We start from the raw sequence: 22,707 nt of genomic DNA, 5'->3' as shown, positions 1-22,707 counted from the left end.
TAGTGGCCGCCCTGGGAATCCCTCGTTGGTGGGAATCATTGACGGTTGCAGTCGTCGGAGGTGCCGCAAGCTACGGATGGTGTAAGCGCAGGCAACGTAGCGAATTCCGGATCTTCTTCGGCGTGATGTGTTCACTCGTTGCGATTCTGGCGTTTCTCGCCGTTGGACGAGCGCTACTCACCACCGTGAAGGTGCCGGTGGACAGCATCGGCCAAGAAACCATTGTCTGCGGCAGTGTGGTGAATCCGGTGTCGCACGACTCACTACGGGTGACCGACATCAGAACAGGTGAACCAACGACACGGCCTCAGGCCATTCCGCATACTCAGTTGGAGCAAGCCTGCGTGAAACGCCTCGACTACCGGGCGGGCGAGGCCACGGCCGCCACTGTCGTCGGACTACTTCTGGCCGGACGCGCAGTAGGCCACGTTGTACTCAGTTCTTCCGCAACGCGCACACTTTCCGCACTGCCATCTCCAGGGCGAAGGACGAGTCGACTGCGGCACCCTTCACGTCGGCGTTGAGGGCAGCGACGATCTGCATCGCAGCGCCGATCGACGTGGGATCCCAGCCGCCGACCTCCTTGATCGCCTTCTTGACCTTCCACGGCGGCATTCCGAGATCCGACGCCAACCGGAACGGGTCACCGCCCCGTGCAAACGGGCCGACCTTCGCGATGGTGTGGACTGCGTCGGCGAGGGCATCCGCGAGCAGAACATGGGCTGTTCCGATCTGATCTGCCCATCGGAGCGCCTCGAGCGCACCCCGGGTATCGCCGACGATGACTTTGTCGGCCACGTCGAATCCGGAAACCTCGGCCTTGCCCGAGTAATACTTGTGGACCGCATCGACGTCGATCTTGCCGCCCGTATCTGCCGCCAATTGCGAGCAGGCCGACGCGAGTTCGCGGAGGTTGGAGCCGACGCTTTCGATCATCGCGGCGATCGCATCTGGCGCAACCCTGACGTCTGCGGTCCGAAACTCACCCCGGACGAAGTCGACAAGCTGACTCTTGTTCAGTTTTCCGCAGTTGTGAACCGTCGCGCCGAGCTTCTCGAGGGCCGGAGCCAACGCTTTCGCGCGACCGCCGCCCGAGTGCACGACGATCAGAACCACACCTTCTGCCGGCTCGCGTGCAGCCTCCAGGACAAGCGCTACGGCATCTTTGCCTGCTTCTGCAGCCGATTCCAGGACGATCACACGGTCTTCGGCAAAAAGAGAAGGGCTGAGCAACTCGGCCAACTCGGGAGCATTGGTGTCGCCCGCACGCATCTTGGTCACCGGGAGATCCGAAATACCCTGGCCGCGGTCACCGCGGACGGCTCTGATGAGCTGCGATACCGTGCGGTCGATCAGGAACTCGTCGTCCCCGAGAACAAGATGCAGCGGATCGACTCCAGACGGATTACTCACCCGAAGATGGTCCCACGAGGAACCGACACGATCGACACAGACCCGCCGCCCCCGCCGTACACAGCGACGGTGCCGTCGACGTCGGTCCGAACCACCGCCCCGCCCAATAAATCCAGTTCATCGAGAACCTCCGCATTCGGGTGCCCGAAACTGTTGCCGACGCCGACGCTGATCATCGTCAACCTCGGACGCACCGCTTCCAGAAATGCCGACGACGTGGTCCGAGAACCGTGATGGGGCAGCTTCAACACATCGGCCTTCACGTCCGCTCCCGATCGGAGGATCGCCTCCTCCCCCGCAACTTCGGCGTCGCCCGTCAACAGAATTCGACCCGCGCCCGTGTGCGCCATCACCACCAGCGACTGATCGTTGGCTGCATCTGCGGCACCGACGGAATCGCGGGGAGCCGGAAGCAACGGACCGAGAACCTCCACGTTCACCGATCCCAACGTCAACTCCATACCTGCGAGCAACGAGACAACCGGAACGGCCTGCGAGTCGGCGGCATCCTTCACCGCCCGAAAACCTGACTCCGGCAACAACATCGACCCGACTCCGATCGTAGCGACCGAACGCCCACTCAGGACTGCTTCCAATCCACCGATGTGATCGGCATGAAAATGACTGATCACCAGCAACGCGATGTCGTTGACGTCCAACATGTTCAGGCAACGATCCATCGACGTGGGATCAGGACCGACATCGATCACGATCACCCTGCCGTCTCCAGTCGAGAGCACAAGACCGTCCCCCTGACCGACGTCGCACATCACCAGCGCCCACCCCGGAGCAAAACGGCCACCCCCGAACACGTGTTGAAAGATCAGGGCCAGAACAACTCCCAGAACGAGAACGCCGAGCACCCATCTCGAAATCCGATTCCACAGCGTCAGGGCCGCGGCCAGTAGGACTCCCACGACGACGAGAGCACCGATGAGTCCTGACGGCACTACCACCGACGCTCCGGGAAGCGCCGCCGCCCGCTCGGACACGCACAGCAGCCACCCCATCGGCGGCCGCACCAATGGCGCGACGAACACCGCGATCGGTGGACAGATCAGCGCACACAAGGCAATCACCGCACCGAACACCGTGATGATTCCGATCACGGGCGCCACCGCCATGTTCGCGGCAATCGTGACTACGCTGAAGGTTCCCGCCATGGCGCCCACCAACGGTGCAGTCACGACAAACGCAGCACCCGAGACAGCTGTCATCTCCGAAAACCAACGGGGCCAGCCTCTTCGGCGAAGCACGTCCACCCACACCGGCGCAATGATCACCAGCGCGCCCGTCGCAGTAGTCGACAGCGCAAACCCCCAGTCGACGGCCAGCTCGGGCATCACGACAACCAGAACGATGACGGCGGCAGCAAGAGCAGGCAGCGCCTGTTTGCGCCGACCAGTGACCAGACTGAGCAGGCCTACCAAGCCCATCACCGAGGCGCGCAGAACACTCGGCGACGGCCTCGCGACGACAACAAAGGCAACGAGGGCTACCGCCGCCAAAGCGGCGCCGACCCGCGGACTGAGCGCCGCGGCTCTGACCAACAGCAGAACGGCCCCGAGCAGAATGCTGATGTTGGCGCCGGACACCGCGGTGAGATGGGAAAGTCCGGCAACGGTGAAGTTGTCCTTCACCACCGGCGACAGCGCCGACGTGTCTCCGACGACGAGGCCAGGCAGCAGACCCGCCTGATCCGGCGGGAGTGCAGCCGAGCACGCAGCCGCGAAACGAATGCGCACCACACTCGCCCATCGCTGATACCAGGGCACTTCTCCCACCGCGACGGGAGGCCCTTCGGACGTGATCACGGCGAGCGTGGAATCGCTACGCCATGGCTGACTCGCCCGGCCACGAACCGTGAGGCTCTGCCCTGGAACAACTTCGAGCCACGACGAACTGGGCGCCCGGATGGTGACCAAGCCGCCTCCGGAGTACCTGCGGTTCTGGGCAGTCACCGAATTGACGGTTGCCCTGAAGACGACCTGCCCTTGACCCACCGCGCCGGAGACCACGTGCGGATCCTCCGAGGGTTCCACTTCGACACTCACCCAAGCTCCCTCGAGAGAAGCTCGGGTCAGTGGGTGCCTCTCCGCCTCGGACGCCCGCCACCCGCCGACGGCACTACACCCGGCACCGAACAGCAATGCAACCAACATGATTCGTACCCACCCCGCTGATGTCCGGCGCACAACCACGTAAATGAGGAGTGCCGCTGGAACCGCACACGCCACCGCCAGTACCCACGCGGCGACCGGGCCGAACAGGATCCCCACCGCACTGCTCCCCCACACCGCGACCGCCGACAGAAGCAGTCGAGCGTCGAGGACCGGCGAGGCTTCCGGTTCGTTCACACCGACACCAGCACTCGCAATTTGGCCAACCTTGCCGGGCCGATCCCGTCGACTTCCCCCAATTGTTCTATGTCCGTGAATTTTCCGTTGGATGTGCGCCAGGAGATGATCGCCGCAGCCGTTACCGGCCCTACCCCGGGAAGCTCGTCCAGTTCGGCCTCGGTGGCGATATTGAGGTTCACCAGCCCAGCCCCGCCGGATTCCCCCGTAGCTGCGGGGCTGGTCCCTCCTGCAGTGGTACTCGAAGAAACACCACCGGACTGATCGGCCGCACCAACCACGATCTGATCGCCGTCGACAAGTTTCTGAGCCAGATTCAGGCCCACCGTCTCCGCACCGTCGAGCACGCCACCTGCCGCAGCAAGAGCGTCGGCGATGCGCGAGCCCGAATGAAGATTGACAAGCCCAGGCGTGCGCACGAGCCCGACGACACTGACCACCACAGCCTCGGGCGGCTGCTCTGCCACGACGCCGGTCGGTACAGGACTGGCTGATTCACCATCGCCGGCAGTCACATTCTTCGCCGTGACATTCTGGGGTGAGGGCAACGGTGGGACCGCCTGCATGCTCGGAGAATCCCACCACACGGCGAACAAGCCGATTCCCGTGGCCAGAACTGCAACGATCGCCAACACCCAGGTCGCCGACCGACTCGGGCGCCAACGTGTACCGCGCCAGTGTTCGGGCAATCGGTCGAACCGTGACGAGTCGGGCTGAGCGTCGTAGTCGTCCTCGTCGAAGTCCCGAAGCCACTCGGGGGACCTCTCGAAAGACCCTGAATCCTCGAATTCGTCGACGTCCTCGTGTCGCCGCCGGTAGTTGCCGTCCATCGCCGCGAGGCGATCACGCGCCCGCTCGCGCTCCTCGCTGATCCTCATGACTGGACGCTAACGAGAGACCTCGCCGCCAACGACGAACAATTTATATCTGTGGAGAACTCGCGGATTGTGGAGAAGCGATCAGGCGCTCGTGTCGATCTCCGGCAACGGGCACACCACAACACCGATCGCGCCGACACCGACGTGCGCTCCGATAACCGCACTGAAGTCGGTGACGACGGATTCCGCTACATCGGGAATGCGCTCGGCCAACTGTTCGGCTATCCCGTCCGCACGCTCTCGCGCGCGCATGTGATGCACGGCTATCGCCACACGACCGAGACCGGCGCGTTCGACTGCCGAATCCACCAACCTTGCAAGAGCTTTGGTGGTGGTACGTGTCTTCTCGCCGAGCACGAGCTTGCCGTCCACCAGATGCAGAATCGGTTTCATCGCCAATGCAGTGCCCAGCAGTGCGGCCGCGGTTCCGATTCGTCCGCCCCTACGCAATTGATCAAGTTTGTCGACGACGATGTAGCAGCGCCCACGGCTCGCTACGTCGACCGCCCGGCCGTACGCCTCTTCGAGTGAAGCGCCCTTCTCGGCCAAGCGTGCAGCTTCGAGAGCCGGATAGCCCAAACCCATACCGGCGGACTGTGAATCGACGATCCGGACGGCGCCACCGAATTCCTGGGCTGCGACTCGTCCGGCTTCCCACGTTCCCGAGAGTTGCCGTGAAATGTGCACGGCGAGAACGCCGTCACCGTCGCTCATGTCCAGGGCGCGTGCATACGCTTCGGACAACTCGGCGGGCGACGCTCCGGCCGTTGTCACTCCTGACAGGTCGCTCGGCATTGCGTCGACACCCTCACGCAAGTCGCAGCCGTCACGGAGCACATGGAGCGGAACCACCTGAATCCCACATGCGTCGGCCGACTCCTGCGGGATGCAGGCGGAGGAATCCGTGACGACGACGACCGGCATTCTGCTACCCGACTTCGCTCGGCGGTGATACCAGTTGCGGCGAAACCACTTTCTTCGACTCCACCCCGCGAATCGCAGCGATCATCGCGCGGGCTACACCGACATGACCGTCCCAACCCCAGTGAATACCGTCGGGGTTGCCGTTCTCGGAAAAGACGTTGTCACGCACTGCATCCGCGAGATCGACTACGGGAACGTCTTTCTCCGTAGCCCACTCGGTGATCGCGGACACCGCGGCAGGCCGGCCGGCGTGCACGCTCGCGTAGGCATCGCTGCGGTGCACTGACGGCAGGGTCGCGATCATCGGCAGTTCCGGCCGCATGTACTCCAACGCATTTCGCGAGCTTTCCAGATACTCGACGCTCAGCTTGGGCGGAAGTGCGACCGGGCGGCCCAGAGGTGCAAGCCGCGGCTGCAGCCACTGATAACCCTCGCGCACCACGCGTCGAAGCGCGGGTGGCCGAACGTAGCGGATGGTCTCGCGGAGCGCGGTAGGCAATGGGGACGGCAGCGAGTCCATCCCGCCGACCGCGAACACGACGGCGCCGGCCCGCGGCACCGCCGCCCACACACGAGGATCCTGAGTCAGTGCCCACCACGCGTCGCGACACGTCCATCCGATACGGGCGACCAACTCGACGTCCCAGCCGAGTTCGTCGGCCACGATGTTGGGCCAGATGCGTGGATGATCTGCCGCGAGGCCGCCTTTGGGGCCGAAATACGACAGCGAATCCGCGAGTACGAGGAGGACGGGGCGCTGCCCGTCGGCACTTTCAGAGGACGTCATTTGCGACACTCGCAGAAGCATTCCATACGTCGAGTCGCCACTCGATCGACTTGACGTCACCATGTCCACTGAGTTGCACCCAACTGGTGTTTCCCAATCCGCCGAGGACGGCCCAGCGATCGATGGGTAGGTCGAGCAATGCCGCTGTCAGTGCCGCGATCAAGCCTCCGTGCGCCACCAGAACCACGGGCCGCTCGGCCCAGTCCGGGTGCGTGTCGAGCAATTCGTGAACTACGGGGAGGCTGCGATTCGCGACGTCGATTCGGCTTTCGCCGCCGGGCGGCGCCAACGTGGCATCCGCTCGCCACGCAGATCGCACACCGGGAGTGCGCTCGTCGACGTCATGATGAGTCAGGCCCTGCCATTCCCCCAGGTGTGTCTCACGCAGACGCGTGTCGGTGAGGACCGGAAGTCCGGCGGCATCACCGACAGCGACGGCCGTGAAGTACGCCCGACGCAGATCCGAGGACACGATCGTCAACGGCCTGCGATCGGCGATCACCGGACCTGCACTCTTGGCCTGCGTGCGTCCCAACTCCGACAGGTCGGTGTCGAGTTGCCCCTGCATCCGAGAGTCGGCGTTGTATTCGGTCTGTCCGTGACGCAGCAGGATGAGCCGGCGGACAGGGTTCGACGCCGCACTGGGCGCCGACGAAGTCACAGCGAGGGATCCTGCGCGTCCGGCTCGGAAACCGTGTCGGTCTCGAACACCGTGTTGGCGTCGGCGGGGCCGGGACGGTTCTGTCCGAGGCCTTCGACCTCGACCGTCGGGCAGTCCTTCCACAGTCGATCGAGAGCGTAGAAGTTGCGCTCCTCGTCATGCTGGACGTGGACGACGATGTCGGCGTAGTCGAGCAGTGCCCAGCGGCCCTCGCGGGTGCCTTCCCGGCGGACCGGCTTGTGTCCCGCTTCGCGGAGACGGTCTTCGATGTTCTCGACAATCGAGTTGACCTGACGCTCGTTCGTCGCAGATGCGATGACGAAGCAGTCCGTGATGACCAGCTGTTCGGACACATCGAGCACCACCACTTCGGTGGCCAGCTTCTCGTCGGCTGCCAAGGCCGCGATGCGTGCCATGTCGATGGCTTCGGTGTTTGCGCTCACTCGATGTTCTCCAGTTTCGTCTTCAGAAAGTACTTGTTGTGCTCGGCTAGCTCGATTCGGCGCCCGGGACGGCTTCCGACTTCCCCGGTGCGGGCTCCGACATCGTTGTAGCTCCGTCGCGGCGCTCCGCGTCGACAGGTCGATACAGGTTCCGCTTCGAGATGTACTGCACCACTCCGTCCGGCACCAGGTACCAGACGGGGCGGTCTTCACTTGCCCGACGCCGACATTCGGTCGACGAAATGGCAAGTGCCGGAATCTCTATCAACGTGACCGCGTCGGCGGGCATGGTGTCGAGGTGACCGGCCAGGTGCTCTGCATTGAGATCGAAACCCGGTCGCGATACCCCGACGAACTTCGCCAATGCGAACAACTCTTCCCAATCTTGCCAGGAAAGGATGCTGGCCAGCGCATCGGCACCGGTGATGAAGAAGAGTTCGGCGTCAGGGTGGTAGGCCCGGAGGTCTCGCAGCGTGTCCACGGTGTACGTCACTTTTTCACGGTCGACGTCGACCCGAGAGACGGAAAACCGCGGGTTGGAGGCGGTGGCGATGACCGTCATGAGGTACCGGTCCTCGGCAGGACTGACGCCCTTCCCCTGCTTCTGCCAGGGCCGCCCGGTGGGGACGAAGATCACTTCGTCGAGTCCGAACCGGTCGGCGACCTCACTGGCCGCAACGAGGTGGCCATGGTGAATGGGGTCGAAGGTGCCACCCATCACTCCTAGGCGTCGAGCACGTTCCACCGATAGTCCCTTCTGCACGAGTGTCGAGCTTACGGGTCAGACCGGCAGCAGACGGGACACGACGTCGGCAAGCTGCTGGGCCGAGCGGCACTCGTGCATGCTGATGACCTCGTTGTAGACCTTCGCCGCGGAGTCACCCGTTCCCCATTGCCCCTTCGGCTCGGGGTTGAGCCAGTGCGCGTGCTTGGCTACTGCCACCATCTGCGACAGCGACTGAAGGTTGGGATCGCGGTAGTTGTTGCGACCGTCGCCGAGTACCAGTAGCGACGTGCGACTGGTGATCGACTGCGCGAACTTCTCCTGGAACACTCCGAAGGCGTGTCCGTAGTCTGAGTGGCCGTCGTAGGTGATCAGTTCGGCCTCACGCACCATCCGTGACATCGCTGATCCGAGGTCTGCGTTCGAGTCGAAGAACCGCGTGACCTCGTCGGTCGTGTCGATGAACGCGAACACCCGCACGCGCGAGAACTGCTCACGCAAAGCGTTCACGAGCAGCAGAGTGAAATGGCTGAACCCCGCCACCGAGCCGGATACGTCACACATCACCACAAGTTCGGGCCGCGCCCGCTTCGGCTTGCGCTGTACCAGATCGATCGGCACTCCGCCCGTCGACATGGACTTGCGCAACGTACGACGTAGGTCGATCGAACCCGCGCGAGAGCGGCTGCGACGCACGGCGAGACGACTGGCCAACAAGCGAGCCAGGGGTGCGACGTTCTTCTTCAGCGTGGTGAGTTCGGCATCGGACGCTCGCAAGAAGTCGACTTCCTCGGCGAGTTTCGGAACGCCGTACGTGGCGACCCGCTCCTTGCCCAAATTCTCGGCTGTGCGTCGACGCGTTTCCTTCTCGACCATCTTGCGGAAGTCCGCGATGCGCTGCGCTGCCGTGCGCTTGGCGACCTCGGACTGATAGTCGGAGTTGTCCTTGCCCTCTGACCCGGAACCCTCCTGGTTGCCGAGCAGGCCCTGCAGGATCTTGTTGAGCAACGTCTCCGGGGCGACGTCACGCAGCGCCTGATAGGCGGAGAACGACGGGCCGTTACTCGACTGGTACTGCCCGAGTTCCTCGACCATCGCGGCGGTCAGGAGTTCGGTCATCTCCATCGCCTCGTCACTGCCGTCTGTCAGCAGTTCGGCAATGAGCTCACGCAAGGCCTGCAGGTCGATCGAGCCGTCTGGCTTGCGCGGCAGTGTGACGTCGACGTCGCCGACCGCACGGTCACCGATCGCCTTGGGGAACCACAGGTCGAAGACGGCGTCGAACGTCGCCCGGTGGGTCGGCCTGCGCAGGAGCGAGCATGCCAGCCCTTCACGAAGCGCTTCACGATCGAGCAGGTCGAGAACAGACATGACCTGACCGGCGTCGACTGTCTCGGACGGGCCGACCATGATTCCGCGTCGTCGCAAAGCCTCGACAAAATCGACGAGGTGACCGGGAATCCCGTGCGGCGCTGCCAGGCCGCCAGGTGAGAGCGGCGACGTCGATGCTGCGGGAGCCATGTCAGATCTCAGTTCAGCCGAAGTTCAGCGGCGGCACGCACCTGGTCCGACTGGTGCTTGAGGATCACGCCGAGCGTGGCGCGAACGGCATCGTCGTCGAGAGTGTCCATGCCCAGAGCAAGAAGGGTGCGTCCCCAGTCGATGGTCTCGGATACCGAAGGGACCTTCTTGAGCTGCATTCCGCGAAGAACACGAATGGTGTTGACCAGCTGCTCGGCAATCGCTTCAGGAAGCTCCGGCACACGGCTTGCGAGGATGCGACGCTCGAGGTCGGCGTCCGGGAAGTCGAGATGCAGGAAGAGGCAACGACGCTTCAGAGCCTCCGAGAGTTCGCGAGTGGCATTCGAGGTCAACACCGTGAACGGCTTGCGGGTGGCGGTAATGGTTCCGAGCTCGGGGATCGTGACCGCGAAGTCGCTGAGCACTTCGAGGAGCAGACCTTCGATCTCGACGTCTGCCTTGTCCGTCTCGTCGATCAACAGCACCGTCGGGTCCTCGCGGCGAATGGCCTTGAGCAGTGGACGTGCGAGCAGGAACTCCTCCGAGAAGACATCCGCCTTCGTCGAATCCCAGCTGTGGTCGACCGCGACATCACCCCTCGCTCCGCTCGCCCCGCCCGACTGAATCCGAAGAATCTGCTTCGCGTGGTTCCACTCGTAGAGTGCACGAGCCTCGTCGACGCCCTCGTAGCACTGCAGACGCACCAGTTCTGCGCCCGTGGTCTGGGCGACTGCGCGGGCGAGTTCCGTCTTTCCGACACCGGCCGGGCCCTCGATGAGCAGCGGCTTGCCCAGACGATCGGCCAGGAAGACTGCCGTCGCGGTGGCCTTGTCGGACAGATAGCCGGTTTCGGCCAGCCGTTCGATCACGTCGTCGACGGTCGAGAAGAACGGCGTCGTGTCGGGAAGTGCTCGGTCCACGGTTAACTCCTTGAGAGGTGGGGCAAGTCTGGTGAACTTTTCAGGCGGGTCGGGTGTGCCCGTCGCCCCAGACGATCCACTTGGTGGACGTCAGTTCCGGCAACCCCATTGGGCCACGCGCATGCAGTTTCTGGGTGGAGATGCCGATCTCGGCGCCGAACCCGAACTGCTCACCGTCGGTGAAGGCAGTCGACGCATTGACCATCACTGCCGCAGCGTCGACTCGAGCGGTGAACTCGCGGGCAGCCGAGAGATCGGACGTCACGATGGCTTCGGTGTGGCCGGTCCCGTACTGGTCGATGTGCTCGACGGCAGCGTCCAGGTCCTTGACGACCTTGAGGGCGACGTCGAGGGTGAGGTATTCCTTCGACCAGTCGTCCTCGGTCGCGGGAACCAGTCCCGGCAGATCACCGTGCACGACGACGTCGTGCATCTGGAGCGCTTGGAGCAGCTTCGGCACGGCCGTCTCGGCAATAGCGGCGTCGACCAGCACCGTCTCTGCCGTGTTGCACACACTGGGCCGACGGGTTTTGGAGTTGAGAAGAATCTTCTCGGCCATCAGTAGATCGGCGGCCGAGTGAACATAGACGTGGCAGTTACCGACACCGGTCTCGATGGTGGGCACGGTGGCATCACGCACGACGGCGCTGATCAAGCCGGCACCGCCGCGCGGGATGACGACGTCGACGAGGCCGCGGGCCTGGATGAGGTGCGTGACCGTCGACCGATCCGCACTCGGCAGAAGTTGAACGGAATCCTCGGGCAGTCCCTGGTCAATCAACGACGCGCGCAGAGCCGCCACTAACGCTTCGTTGGACTTGACCGCCGAGGACGAACCACGAAGCAGCGCAGCATTTCCCGACTTGAGAGTGAGCCCGAAAGCGTCGACGGTAACGTTGGGGCGAGCCTCGTACACCATGCCGACGACACCGAGCGGAACGCGCTGCTGGCGTAGCTCCAAACCGTTCGGCAAAGTAGATCCACGAAGCACTTCACCGATCGGATCGGGTAGTCCGGCAACCTGACGCAAACCCGACGCGATGCCCTCGATCCGCTCAGCGGTCAGACGAAGACGGTCGAGCAGCGATTCCTCGGTGCCGCCCGCCTTCGCGGTGTCGATATCGAGAGCGTTGGCCGCGAGAATCCGATCACTTGCCGCGAGTACCGCGTCGGCTGCGGCGTTGAGCGCAGCATCCTTCTGCGCGGTGGTCAGCAGAGCCAGGACGCGCGAAGCCTTACGGGCTCGGCGTGCGGCGTCGTGCACGACGGACTTGGTGTCGGACGCGTTCGAGTCGACGGTTTCTGCGTTGGAAGTCACAGCGGTCATGAATACACATTAACCACCCACCGTGACGGCCTGCTCGGCGGAACGAGGCTGTGACCACCCGGGACCATTCCGGCGGACCGCCGGGGAACAATTCCGATGCGGGGCGCTGTTGCACCCACCGACCTTCTTCTTCGAGTCAGGAGCCATCCGTGAGTGTGTTGTTCGAGCCTTTGACCCTGCGCGGCGTCACCATCCCGAACCGCGTCTGGATGGCACCGATGTGCCAGTACTCCGCTGACGTCATCGGCGACCAGGTCGGAGTGCCCAACGAGTGGCATCGCACGCATCTGGTGAGCCGTGCAATCGGCGGCACCGGCCTGATTCTCACCGAGGCGACGGCCGTCAATCCCGAAGGCCGCATATCGGCAGCTGATCTGGGGATCTGGAACGACACGCAGGCGCAAGCCTTCGCCGAGATCAACGCGCAACTCGCGTACTTCGGCGCAGTGCCCGGAATTCAGCTGGCCCACGCCGGACGCAAAGCGTCGACGCAGGTTCCGTGGCGCGGCGGCAAGAGTCTGCCCGCCGACGACCGACTCTCGTGGCAGACGGTTGCCCCGAGCGCGGTTCCGTTCGGTCACCTTGCCGATCCGGTCGAGCTCACCACGGAGGGCATCGAGAAGGTCGTCGCGGACTTCGCAGCGGCGGCTACCCGCGCATTGAAGGCCGAATTCAAGGTCGTGGAAATTCACGCGGCCCACGGATACCTGATCCATCAGTTCCTCTCCCCCGAGAGCAACAAGCGAACGGACCGCTACGGAGGCAGCTTCGAGAACCGCATCCGATTGCTCCTCGAAATCCTGAGCGCAGTCCGCGAGGTGTGGCCGGCCGAGCTACCGCTCTTCGTCCGGGTCTCGGCGACCGATTGGCTCACGGAAGAACGTGGGCTCGAGGTCGACAGCTGGACCGCGGATCAGACCGTTGCCCTCGCCAACATCCTCTCCGACTACGGCGTCGATCTCGTCGACGTGTCCACCGGCGGTAATTCACCGGCAGCCAAGATTCCGGTGGAGCCGGGATACCAGGTTCCGTTCGCCCGTCGCCTGCAGAACGAGAGCCTGCTACCGGCCGCCGCCGTCGGCCTCATCACCGAACCCGAGCAGGCCGAGAAGATCGTCGAAGACGGAAGCGCAGTGGCGGTGCTCCTCGGCCGCGAACTGTTGCGAGATCCCTACTGGGCGCGCCGGGCGGCCCGTGAACTGAACGCCGAGGTAGGACCGCATATCCCGTCGCAGTACGCCCGCGCCTTCTAGCCCGAAAATCGGCTCCCGCGCACAACTTTGATAGCGTAAGCGTCTTACTTGCCGGTAGTCCGGAGCCCTGAGGGCTCCGGACACTGCCGCGGGCCAGAGCCGTGCGACGGGGGTCGCAACGAGCCACAGGGCACGCGGACGCTCGATTTCCCGACCGGCTCATCGGCGAGTGGGCAACGAAAAGATGCGTGCATCAGGTACGTGCCCCGCTCGGTTCGATGATTGCGCTGGGGAGCGCATGTCATGACTACACCAGAGAACTCGATCAGCGCTCTCGAAGTGGCCGAATCACCCGATGTCTGCGTCACCGACAATGCGTCCGTCAAGCGCGCTGTCAAGGCAACGATGCTCGGAAATGCCATGGAGTGGTTCGATTTCGGCGTTTACGCATATCTAGCTACCACTATAGGAAAAGTGTTCTTCCCGGACGCGAGCGGCAGCGCTCAACTCCTCTCTACCTTTGCAATTTTTGCGGCAGCCTTCATCGTCCGCCCACTCGGCGGATTGTTCTTCGGTCCACTCGGTGACCGCATCGGACGCAAGAAAGTCCTGGCCACCACCATCATTCTGATGGCCGGCAGCACCTTCGCCATCGGCCTCATCCCGAGCTACGAATCCATCGGTATCGCCGCCCCGATCCTGCTGGTACTCCTACGCCTACTGCAGGGCTTTTCCACCGGCGGCGAATACGGCGGGGCCAGTACCTTCGTCGCCGAATACGCACCGGACAAGCGCCGCGGTTTCTTCGCCAGCTTCCTCGAATTCGGGACTCTGGCAGGATATGTGGCGGCAGCGGGCATCGTGACGATCATCCAGACCGTCGTCAGTGCCGAGGACCTCCTCCAGTGGGGCTGGCGCATCCCCTTCCTCATTGCCGGACCTCTGGGTCTCATCGGCCTGTACCTCCGTCTGCGTTTGGAGGAAACTCCCGCATTCCAGATGATGGAGCAGGCCGAAGAGCGCTCCCTCGCAGATGAATCCACAGGCAAGAAACTACGCGAAACTCTCGTCGACAACTGGCGTCCGCTTGTTCTGTGCATCGTCCTGGTGGCCACGTACAACATCGCTCACTACGGCCTGCTCAGCTACATGCCGACGTATCTGACCAACACGTTGGGTTACGACGAATCCCACGGACTCGTTCTGATGATCATCGTCATGATCGTGATGATGATGGGAATCAGCTACGTCGGAAAGTTCTCGGACCGCGTCGGGCGTAAACCCTTGCTGCTCAGCGGTTTCATCGGATTCTTCGTCCTGTCCCTACCTGCCTACCTTCTGATCGGCGTCGGCAACTACGTGACGGTCTTCCTGGGACTCGCAATTCTCGGCGGTTTGCTCCTGCTGTTCGTCGGAGTGTTCCCGTCCGTGCTTCCCGCACTCTTTCCGACCGGAATCAGGTACGGCGGCTTGGCAATCGGATACAACCTCGCGGTCTCCATCTTCGGCGGGACCACTCCCCTGGTGCTCACCGCCCTCGAAAGTGCAACGGGCAGCAACTTGGTCGCACCGATGTACATGATGATCGCCGCCGTGATCGGCGGTATCGCAGTCCTGATGATCCCCGAGACCGCACGCAAGCCACTCGACGGCTCTCCGCCCTCCGTCGCCACCGACGAGGAAGCACGTCGGATCATCCGCAAGGTTCGTCGAAAGAGAATGAAGGCCGATAACCTCGAGGTATGAGCACGCCTCGAATCGTCGTCGTCGGCAGTATCAACATGGATCTGACCACGTCAGTGTCCAGATTCCCCGCTCCGGGAGAAACGCTGCTCGGCACTGCCTTTGCCACCGCGGCGGGAGGCAAAGGCAGCAACCAGGCCATCGCCGCCGCGAAAGCCGGTGGGGACGTGTCGTTCGTCGGTGCGGTCGGCGACGACGACGGTTTCGGCACCCAATTGCGCGAGACCCTGCAAGACGCCGGGGTCGACACCGCGTTGCTTCGTAGTGTCGACGGCCCGAGCGGCGTTGCCGCCATCACCGTGAGCGCGGACGCGGAGAACAACATCATCGTCGTCCCGGGCGCCAATTCCTCGGTCACCTCGTTGTCCGAAGTAGACCTCGACGCGATCGCACACGCCGACGTTCTCCTGTGCCAACTCGAAATACCCCTCGACACGGTCACCACAGCGGCCCGGCACGCGCGTGCCAACGGAACAACTGTCATCCTCAATCCTTCACCGGTACAAGACCTTCCGGGCGCCCTGATCGAGTCTGTCGACATCCTGATCGTCAACCAGACCGAGTCGGAGCAGTTGGCCGCGGTCACCGGTCGCGTCCGATACCTCGTCACGACGCTCGGGGCCGGCGGCGCGGATCTGCGGTCGGGCGAGGAGACAATCCACGCCGACTCCCCGGCCGTGACACCCGTGGATACAACTGGCGCAGGCGATGCTTTCACCGGCGCCTTCGCCGTGGAGTGGGTGCAGGGCCAGGACCGCGCCCTGCAGTTCGCTGCCACGGCGGGAAGTCTGGCGACGACGGTCCGCGGCGCGTCGGTGTCGTCACCCACTCGCGCTGCGATCGAAAAAGTCCTGAACCGACAGCTTGACTCTGACACCGTGTGAGGTCGTAAACCTGTAGGTATCGGGTTTGTGAGAGAGAAACGGGGCGAGCAAGGATGTTGAGCATCGGAGACTTCGCGAGAGCAGGTCGTGTGTCGGTGCGCATGCTCCGCCACTACGACGCCATCGGTCTGCTCAGACCCGCGAGGGTCGACGCATCCACCGGGTATCGCTCGTACACCGCGGGCCAGTTGGCGCTGCTCAACCGCATCGTCGCTCTCAAGGAGTTGGGCCTGACTCTGGCCCAGGTCCAGCAGGTGGTGGAGTCGGCGGTCACCGTCGACGAGATCCGCGGGATGCTCACGCTTCGCCGAGCAGAACTCGAAACCCGAATCCAGGAAGACACCGCGCGACTGGCGCATGTACAGGCGCGCCTACGGATCATCGAAAGTGAGGGACAGATGTCCGCATACGAGGTTGTGATCAAGTCAGTTCCGGCGCTGCGGGTCGCGGAGTTGACCGGTACCGCCAAGACGATGGATCCGTCGTCGATCGGCCCGGTGGTTCGCGGGTTGTACGAGCGCCTTTGTACCGGTTTGGATCGTGCCGGTATCGCCGCGATCGGACCCGCTGTCGCTTACTACGAGGATGCCGGTGACGACGAGAACGTCGTCGTCCATGCGGCGCTACCGGTAGACGCGAATCCCGATGGCGACTACGAGTTCGCTGTGGTGGACCTGCGGGCCGAAGAGCACGTGGCCTCGCTGCTGCACAAGGGTTCGATGGACAACTGCCTGCCCGCTTATCAGGCGTTGGCCCAATGGATCGACGCAGCGGGATACCGCAATGCCGGCCCCAGCCGTGAGGTGACGCTGGCGTGCCCGGAGGATGTCGACGGCTGGGTCATCGAACTGCAGGAACCTGTTGCCAAGGCCTGAAGCCCGCACGTGTCGGCAGGGTCGTGCACCATGGGGTCCATGACCACCGCCACCGCCCCAGCCATGCGCGACGAAGCCGAGCGGCTGCTCCGCGAACTCGCGGGGCCGGATGCCCGCCTACGCGAGGACCAGTGGACGGCCATCGAGGCGCTGGTGGTGCAGCGCAAACGCGCGCTCGTCGTACAGCGGACCGGCTGGGGCAAATCTGCGGTCTACTTCATCTCGGCGAAGCTGCTCCGGGCAACGGGCCACGGCCCCACCGTCATCGTCTCTCCGTTGTTGGCCCTGATGCGAAACCAGGTCAGTTCTGCCGAACGTGCCGGAGTGCGCGCCGCAACCATCAATTCGGGCAACGTCACCGAATGGGACGACATCCATGCCCGCGTCGCAGCCAATGATCTCGACGTCCTTCTGGTCAGCCCCGAGCGCCTGAACAACCCTGACTTCCGCGATCAGGTGCTCCCGGCCCTGGCAGCTGATGCCGGCCTGGTCGTAGTCGACGAGGCTCACTGCGTTTCCGACTGGGGCCACGACTTCCGTCCCGACTACCGCCGCATCAGGACCTTGATCGCCGAACTCGGCGAGGGCATTCCCGTCCTCGCAACCACGGCGACGGCCAACAACCGCGTCGTCGAGGACGTGTCCGCCCAACTCGGCGTCGGCGGTGAGGAAACCCTCGTCCTTCGCGGCGGGCTCGAACGCGAGTCGCTTCACCTCTCTGTAGTCCACATTCCGGAGACGACGGCGCGCGCTGCCTGGCTTGCCGACATGCTCGAGACGCTGCCGGGTTCGGGCATCATCTACACGCTGACGGTTTCGGCCGCGCGCGACCTCGCAAGCCTGCTCTCCGAGCGCGGCCATACCGTCGCCGCCTACACGGGCCAGACCGATCCCACTGAACGTGAATCTCTCGAGCAGGACTTGTTGGGTAATCGCGTCAAGGCTCTGGTGGCCACCTCGGCACTCGGGATGGGCTTCGACAAGCCTGATCTCGGGTTCGTCGTCCACCTCGGCGCACCGTCGTCGCCGATCTCGTACTACCAGCAGGTGGGCCGCGCCGGTCGTTCCACCGACAGGGCAGACGTGATCCTCCTGCCGGGGGCCGAGGACAAGCAGATCTGGAGTTACTTCGCCTCGGTCGCCTTCCCCCGCGAGCACCTGGTCCGCAGCGTCATCGAACACCTCGACACCGAAAAGGCCACGTCGACACCGGCACTCGAACCTCTGGTGGAGCTCAATCGCACGCGTCTCGAGATGGTCCTCAAAGTCCTCGACGTCGACGGCGCGGTCAAACGCGTCAAGGGCGGGTGGATCAGCACCGGCGAACCCTGGGTGTACGACGCCGAGCGCTACGGGCGACTCGACGACGCTCGCCAGGCCGAGCAGGCCGCAATGGTCGAGTACCAGAGCATCACGACGTGTCGAATGACCTTCCTGCGTGAACAACTCGACGATCCTGGTCTGACCTCGGAGAACTCACAGTGCGGTCGCTGTGACAACTGCACAGGCAATCGCTACGACACCACTGTCGACACCGCCGCCCTCGACGAGACTCGGGCGCGCTTGCAGCGCCCCGGATTCGACCTGGAGCCGCGCAAGATGTGGCCGACCGGCCTGAGCAAGCTGGGCGTCAAGCTGTCCGGGAAGATCACCGAGGGGCCCGAAACCGGGCGCATTCTCGGACGGATGTCGGACCTGGGCTGGGGTCAACGTCTCCGCGCGCTTTTCGACGGTCCCGACGCCGAGGTACCCGATGCGGTGGTCAGCGCGTGTATCAGCGTTCTGGCCGCCTGGAATTGGGCCGAGCGACCCACCGGTGTCATGGCCCTCGAATCCACGACGCATCCTTTGTTGGTGTCGAGCCTGGCTGCCAAGTTGGCCGAGGTCGGGCGATTGACCGACCTGGGCACTCTTCGCTTGCGCCCCGACCACCCTCCGGTGTCGGCAGCAAACTCCGCCTACCGCGTGTCCGGACTGGTCGATGTTTGGGAAGTCCCGGACATGAGCATCCACCAGGGACCGATACTTCTTGTCGACGCAATCGCCGATACCGGTTGGACTTTCACGATGGCCGCGCGCGCACTTCGACAGGCTGGTGCTCACTCTGTACTTCCGTTGGCGCTCGCAAGCCCGAAATAGCGAGTTTTTGCCCGAAATAGTCGCTCCGACAACGGCAAAAGTTACATAATGTGAGCACCATCACATTCATGTCCTCACCTGGGGCGCAACGGGTTCCACACGGCCCGAAACGGACATCTGCATGACTTCGACAGCAATGATTGTTACGTTCAGATGACCGATGAAGCCTGTTGATACGAGAGCTATCCCGACCACCGCGCCGGACGCGGTGTTGTTCAGAAGCCCACAGATCGATGACGGAGTCCGGCTCTGGGAGATCGCACGTGATTCGAAGGTGCTCGACCTCAATTCGAGTTATGCATACCTGTTGTGGTGCAGGGATTTCAGCGCGACGTCCATCGTCGCGGAGGTAGACGGCCGCGTAGTCGGATTCGTTTCCGGTTATACCCGTCCCAGCGCGCAGGAAACCCTTTTCGTGTGGCAAGTTGCGGTCGACGAAGACCAGCGCGGCAAGGCAATTGCTGCCCGCATGCTGTCCGACTTGATGGATCGCACTGCCCCACTGGGTGTTACACATCTGGAGACCACGATCAGCCCCGACAACGAGGCTTCGATCGCACTCTTCACCGCGCTCGCACGTCGGCGCGAAGTACCGATAACCAGGCAGACCTTGTTCTCGCCCAACGATTTTCCCGATGGACACGAAGCCGAAGATCTTTACACGATCGGCGCCTAGCGCACTTCGCGCTCGGCATACAGCATGCCCCGGAGGAACAAAGAAGATATGAATATCAACGAAGCAAGCATTTTTGAAACCCTCGAGTCCGAGGTTCGCAGCTACTGCCGTGACTGGCCCGCAGTGTTCACCAGCGCATCCGGATCCTGGATTCGTGACGAGAACGGGCGCGACTACCTCGATTTCTTCGCCGGTGCCGGCGCCCTCAACTACGGCCACAACAACCCGGTGCTCAAGTCCGCACTGGTCGACTACATCATGAGCGACGGCATCACGCACGGTCTCGACATGTCGACAGTCGCCAAGCGTGAGTTCCTCGAGACCTTTCAGCGCAACATCCTCGAGCCGCGCGGCCTGGACTACAAGGTCCAGTTCCCCGGCCCGACCGGATCGAACACCGTCGAGGCTGCACTGAAGCTGGCCCGCAAGGTCACCGGACGTTCGGCAGTCATCAACTTCACCAACGCATTTCACGGAATGACACTTGGTGCACTCTCCGTGACCGGCAACTCGATGAAGCGCGCGGGCGCCGGTGTCCCCCTCGTGCACACGACACCGATGCCCTTCGACAACTACTTCGACGGCGTCACCGAGGACTTCCAGTGGTTCTCCCGCGTTCTCGATGATTCCGGCAGTGGAATCAACCGCCCCGCGGCAGTGATCGTCGAAACCGTGCAGGGTGAAGGTGGCGTCAATGTCGCTCGCCCCGAATGGCTTCGGGCGCTGGCAACACTGTGCTCGGATCGCGGAATCCTGTTGATCGTCGACGACGTCCAGATGGGTTGCGGCCGTACCGGCCCGTTCTTCTCCTTCGAAGAGGCCGGAATCGTTCCCGACATCGTCACGTTGTCCAAGTCGATCAGCGGCTACGGAATGCCGATGGCGCTCACGCTGTTCAAGCGTGAACTCGACGTCTGGGGACCGGGCGAGCACAACGGCACCTTCCGCGGCAACAACCCGGCGTTCGTCACCTCCAAGGTGGCACTCGACCACTACTGGTCCGACGACGCACTCACCAAGACGACGTTGAAGAAGGGCGCACGCATCAGCGAATGCTTCGCCAACCTCTCCGATCAGTTCCCCGGCGAGGTCTCGCACCGCGGGCGTGGCTTGGTTCAGGGCCTCGTGTTCGAACAGCCCGAGCGCGCCGGCAAGGTCTGCCAGTTGGCATTCGACGAGGGATTGCTCGCCGAGACCTCCGGACCCTCCGACCAGGTTGTGAAACTGCTTCCCGCACTGACGATTACCGACGACGAGCTCGAGCACGGCCTCTCCATTCTGGCCGAGGCGACACTCAAGGTCTGCAGCTAGAGGAAGGACTCTCCCATGATCGTTCGCACCACCACCGAGATCACCGACACCGACCGCGACATCACGAGTGAGGACGGAAACTGGCGCAGCAAGCGCATCGTCCTCGGCGGCGACCGCGTCGGGTTCTCGTTCCACGAGACCACCATCAAGGCGGGTTCGGTCAACGAGTTCCATTACGCCAACCACGTCGAGGCTGTCTGGCTCGTCGAGGGCACAGGCAAGCTGATCGACCTCGACAACAACAAGGAATACGATCTCGCACCGGGGTCGATGTACCTGCTCAACGGCCACGAGCGTCACCGCGTCGAGCCGGACACGCAGATGCGCATGCTGTGCGTGTTCAATCCGCCGGTCACCGGGCGTGAGGTGCACGACGAGAACGGTGTCTACCCACTGGTGGAGGTCCCCGCGTAGCGTCTAGTCATGGCGACTGACACCTCTCCACGCGTAGCGATCGGCCCCGTCCCCGATGCACTGCTCGACAGCGCGGTGCTTCGGGGCGGTGGTCTGATCAGTCCGATCGACACTGCGGACGCCCTGATCTGGGCGGGCTCACCCGAGACCTTTCCGTCGGAGTTACCGGCGTCGGTCAGGTGGGTGCAGCTTCCGTCGGCGGGAATCGAGGATTGGTTCGACTCCGGTGTGATTCCGAGGGACACAGAAATCACGTGGACCTCGGCGGCCGGTGCATTTTCGGCGTCGGTGGCCGAGCATGCACTCATGCTTCTCTTGGCCGGAGTTCGCCACTTGCCTGCACACATCGAGGCTCGAACGTGGCGTCAGTTCGAGTTCTTTCCCAAGATCGGCACCCTCCGTGGCTCGACGGTTGCGATCATCGGCGCAGGCGGTATCGGCCGCGCGCTGATTCCGATGCTGGCCGCGCAGGGGGCGGACAGCATCGCAGTCAATCGTTCCGGTAGCCCGGTCCCCGGGGCGATCTCCACGTACCCCGCATCCAGAATGGATGAAATCTATTCTCGCGCAGATCACTTCGTGATTGCTGCGCCCGCCACCCCGGCCACCCGTCACCTCGTGGGCCGTGCGCAGTTGGCGGCGATGCAACCCCATTCCTGGGTAATCAATGTCGCGCGCGGATCACTGGTCGACACCGACGCACTGGTCGAGGCCATCGAGTCGGAACAGATCGGCGGCGCCGGTCTCGACGTCACCGATCCCGAACCCCTCCCGGACGGTCACCCACTGTGGGATCTGACGAATGCGATCATCACACCCCACGATTCCAATCCGCCAGGCGTTCGCCCCGCCGCCTTCGCGGATCACGTCTCCAAGAACGTGACCCGCTTCGCGAAGGGTGAGGCGCTGGCTGCCCTCGTGGACCCAGTAGCCGGATACTGAGCACGCCGCCGAAGCTCGAATGCTCGGACCACGGTTGCCACAAATTACTGTGGCGACTGCGTCTCCGGAAAGAAGAGCGCCCACGCCCGGCGAGCGACCTCTTCGGCAGGTACATCCTCGACCTTCGTGCATACTGCCCACCTGTGGCCGAACGGATCGAGAAACACTCCATGCCGGTCGCCCGAAAATGTATCGGCCACAGCCGTGACCAGCGTGCCTCCCTCGGTGACTGCCCGAGCGACAAACTCGTCCGTGTCCTCGGTGTAGACGACGATTGACGAATGCACCCAGCCGTCCTGCGGTGATTTGAGACCGAAGTCCGGCATCTCCTACGAAAGCTGCAGCATCGAATCGCCGATCCGGATCTCCGCATGCATGAGGGAGCCGTCAGGTGCGTTCATCGCATCGACTATCTCAGCTCCAAGTGCTCGTTTGTAGTAGTCGAGTGCGGCATGGCCGTCCTGCACCGCAAGGTAGGGAGTGATCGTGCGGTAACCAGCAGGGATCGGGTTCACTGTGTTCATGTGTACGAGTATTGGCGATCGCACACGTGTTCTATTGAACATTTCGGACTT

The 22,707-nt window shown here is 63.4% G+C and carries 20 protein-coding genes and 1 pseudogene; 9 read left to right on the top strand and 12 right to left on the bottom strand.

Going from position 1 to position 22,707, the window contains the following annotated elements:
* Positions 1 to 435 precede the first annotated feature (435 nt).
* From holA to ATN37_RS18900, 11 genes are all read right to left on the bottom strand, one after another.
* Positions 436 to 1,413, bottom strand: a complete 978-nt coding sequence (holA, locus tag ATN37_RS18950; protein WP_003944476.1) for a DNA polymerase III subunit delta — start codon at positions 1,411 to 1,413, stop codon at positions 436 to 438.
* Positions 1,410 to 3,770 (bottom strand): ComEC/Rec2 family competence protein, encoded by a 2,361-nt coding sequence (locus tag ATN37_RS18945; RefSeq protein ID WP_218695496.1) that lies wholly within the window; start codon positions 3,768 to 3,770, stop codon positions 1,410 to 1,412. The genes holA and ATN37_RS18945 overlap by 4 nt, the downstream gene beginning before the upstream one ends.
* Positions 3,767 to 4,648 (bottom strand): ComEA family DNA-binding protein, encoded by an 882-nt coding sequence (locus ATN37_RS18940; protein ID WP_116056537.1) that lies wholly within the window; start codon positions 4,646 to 4,648, stop codon positions 3,767 to 3,769. The genes ATN37_RS18945 and ATN37_RS18940 overlap by 4 nt, the downstream gene beginning before the upstream one ends.
* A gap of 81 nt (positions 4,649 to 4,729) precedes the next feature.
* Positions 4,730 to 5,572 carry a DegV family protein gene (locus ATN37_RS18935; RefSeq protein ID WP_003944515.1) on the bottom strand — a complete coding sequence of 281 codons (843 nt, stop codon included), beginning with the start codon at positions 5,570 to 5,572 and terminating at the stop codon, positions 4,730 to 4,732.
* A gap of 4 nt (positions 5,573 to 5,576) precedes the next feature.
* Positions 5,577 to 6,359 (bottom strand): diglucosylglycerate octanoyltransferase, encoded by a 783-nt coding sequence (gene octT / locus ATN37_RS18930; RefSeq protein ID WP_019749052.1) that lies wholly within the window; start codon positions 6,357 to 6,359, stop codon positions 5,577 to 5,579.
* Positions 6,346 to 7,020 carry a histidine phosphatase family protein gene (locus tag ATN37_RS18925; RefSeq protein WP_058039398.1) on the bottom strand — a complete coding sequence of 225 codons (675 nt, stop codon included), beginning with the start codon at positions 7,018 to 7,020 and terminating at the stop codon, positions 6,346 to 6,348. The genes octT and ATN37_RS18925 overlap by 14 nt, the downstream gene beginning before the upstream one ends.
* Positions 7,017 to 7,463, bottom strand: coding sequence for a ribosome silencing factor (gene rsfS / locus ATN37_RS18920; protein WP_003944502.1), 447 nt, complete (start codon positions 7,461 to 7,463; stop codon positions 7,017 to 7,019). Before rsfS ends, ATN37_RS18925 begins: the two co-directional genes overlap by 4 nt.
* A gap of 46 nt (positions 7,464 to 7,509) precedes the next feature.
* A complete protein-coding gene (nadD, locus tag ATN37_RS18915) occupies positions 7,510 to 8,226 on the bottom strand; it encodes a nicotinate-nucleotide adenylyltransferase (protein WP_003944462.1) in 717 nt (238 codons plus the stop codon).
* 18 nt (positions 8,227 to 8,244) lie between these two features.
* Positions 8,245 to 9,708 (bottom strand): VWA domain-containing protein, encoded by a 1,464-nt coding sequence (locus tag ATN37_RS18910; protein ID WP_007731020.1) that lies wholly within the window; start codon positions 9,706 to 9,708, stop codon positions 8,245 to 8,247.
* An 8-nt stretch (positions 9,709 to 9,716) separates the two neighbouring features.
* Complete coding sequence (locus tag ATN37_RS18905) at positions 9,717 to 10,628, bottom strand: MoxR family ATPase (protein ID WP_003944506.1); 912 nt, start codon at positions 10,626 to 10,628, stop codon at positions 9,717 to 9,719.
* Between the two features lie 40 nt (positions 10,629 to 10,668).
* Positions 10,669 to 11,955 carry a glutamate-5-semialdehyde dehydrogenase gene (locus tag ATN37_RS18900; RefSeq protein ID WP_063316232.1) on the bottom strand — a complete coding sequence of 429 codons (1,287 nt, stop codon included), beginning with the start codon at positions 11,953 to 11,955 and terminating at the stop codon, positions 10,669 to 10,671.
* A gap of 149 nt (positions 11,956 to 12,104) precedes the next feature.
* On the opposite strand from ATN37_RS18900, the gene ATN37_RS18895 reads away from it, so the two are divergent.
* The 9 genes from ATN37_RS18895 to ATN37_RS18855 all read left to right on the top strand — a co-directional run bounded on the left by ATN37_RS18895 (position 12,105) and on the right by ATN37_RS18855 (position 22,132).
* Positions 12,105 to 13,208: an NADH:flavin oxidoreductase/NADH oxidase gene (locus ATN37_RS18895; RefSeq protein ID WP_042924054.1), complete on the top strand. Its 1,104-nt coding sequence runs from the start codon at positions 12,105 to 12,107 to the stop codon at positions 13,206 to 13,208.
* Between the two features lie 243 nt (positions 13,209 to 13,451).
* Entirely contained in the window at positions 13,452 to 14,894 is a 1,443-nt protein-coding gene (locus ATN37_RS18890) for an MFS transporter (protein WP_003944479.1), read from the top strand.
* Positions 14,891 to 15,775, top strand: a complete 885-nt coding sequence (locus ATN37_RS18885; RefSeq protein ID WP_218695495.1) for a ribokinase — start codon at positions 14,891 to 14,893, stop codon at positions 15,773 to 15,775. The genes ATN37_RS18890 and ATN37_RS18885 overlap by 4 nt, the downstream gene beginning before the upstream one ends.
* 53 nt (positions 15,776 to 15,828) lie before the next feature.
* The gene (locus ATN37_RS18880; RefSeq protein WP_218695494.1) at positions 15,829 to 16,650 is read left to right on the top strand and encodes a MerR family transcriptional regulator; all 822 of its coding nucleotides are present in this window, start codon (positions 15,829 to 15,831) and stop codon (positions 16,648 to 16,650) included.
* Between the two features lie 39 nt (positions 16,651 to 16,689).
* Positions 16,690 to 18,789 (top strand): DEAD/DEAH box helicase, encoded by a 2,100-nt coding sequence (locus tag ATN37_RS18875; RefSeq protein WP_218695493.1) that lies wholly within the window; start codon positions 16,690 to 16,692, stop codon positions 18,787 to 18,789.
* A 160-nt stretch (positions 18,790 to 18,949) separates the two neighbouring features.
* Positions 18,950 to 19,465: a diaminobutyrate acetyltransferase gene (gene ectA, locus ATN37_RS18870; protein ID WP_003944572.1), complete on the top strand. Its 516-nt coding sequence runs from the start codon at positions 18,950 to 18,952 to the stop codon at positions 19,463 to 19,465.
* Positions 19,466 to 19,513: 48 nt separating this feature from the next.
* Positions 19,514 to 20,776, top strand: coding sequence for a diaminobutyrate--2-oxoglutarate transaminase (gene ectB / locus ATN37_RS18865; protein ID WP_007731008.1), 1,263 nt, complete (start codon positions 19,514 to 19,516; stop codon positions 20,774 to 20,776).
* A 15-nt stretch (positions 20,777 to 20,791) separates the two neighbouring features.
* Positions 20,792 to 21,190 (top strand): ectoine synthase, encoded by a 399-nt coding sequence (locus ATN37_RS18860; RefSeq protein ID WP_003944463.1) that lies wholly within the window; start codon positions 20,792 to 20,794, stop codon positions 21,188 to 21,190.
* 9 nt (positions 21,191 to 21,199) lie between these two features.
* Complete coding sequence (locus ATN37_RS18855; protein WP_030536631.1) at positions 21,200 to 22,132, top strand: D-isomer specific 2-hydroxyacid dehydrogenase family protein; 933 nt, start codon at positions 21,200 to 21,202, stop codon at positions 22,130 to 22,132.
* Positions 22,133 to 22,176: 44 nt separating this feature from the next.
* Here the strand turns inward: ATN37_RS18855 and ATN37_RS33160 are convergent.
* A pseudogene (locus tag ATN37_RS33160) lies at positions 22,177 to 22,656 on the bottom strand (VOC family protein).
* Between the last annotated feature and the right edge of the window lie 51 nt (positions 22,657 to 22,707).

Source organism: Rhodococcus sp. MH15 (genome assembly GCF_019266045.1).
GTDB classification, from domain to species: Bacteria; Actinomycetota; Actinomycetes; order Mycobacteriales; family Mycobacteriaceae; genus Rhodococcus_F; species Rhodococcus_F qingshengii.
Note: the sequence above shows the minus strand (reverse complement) of the source record. Positions and strands in the feature narration are given on the sequence as shown.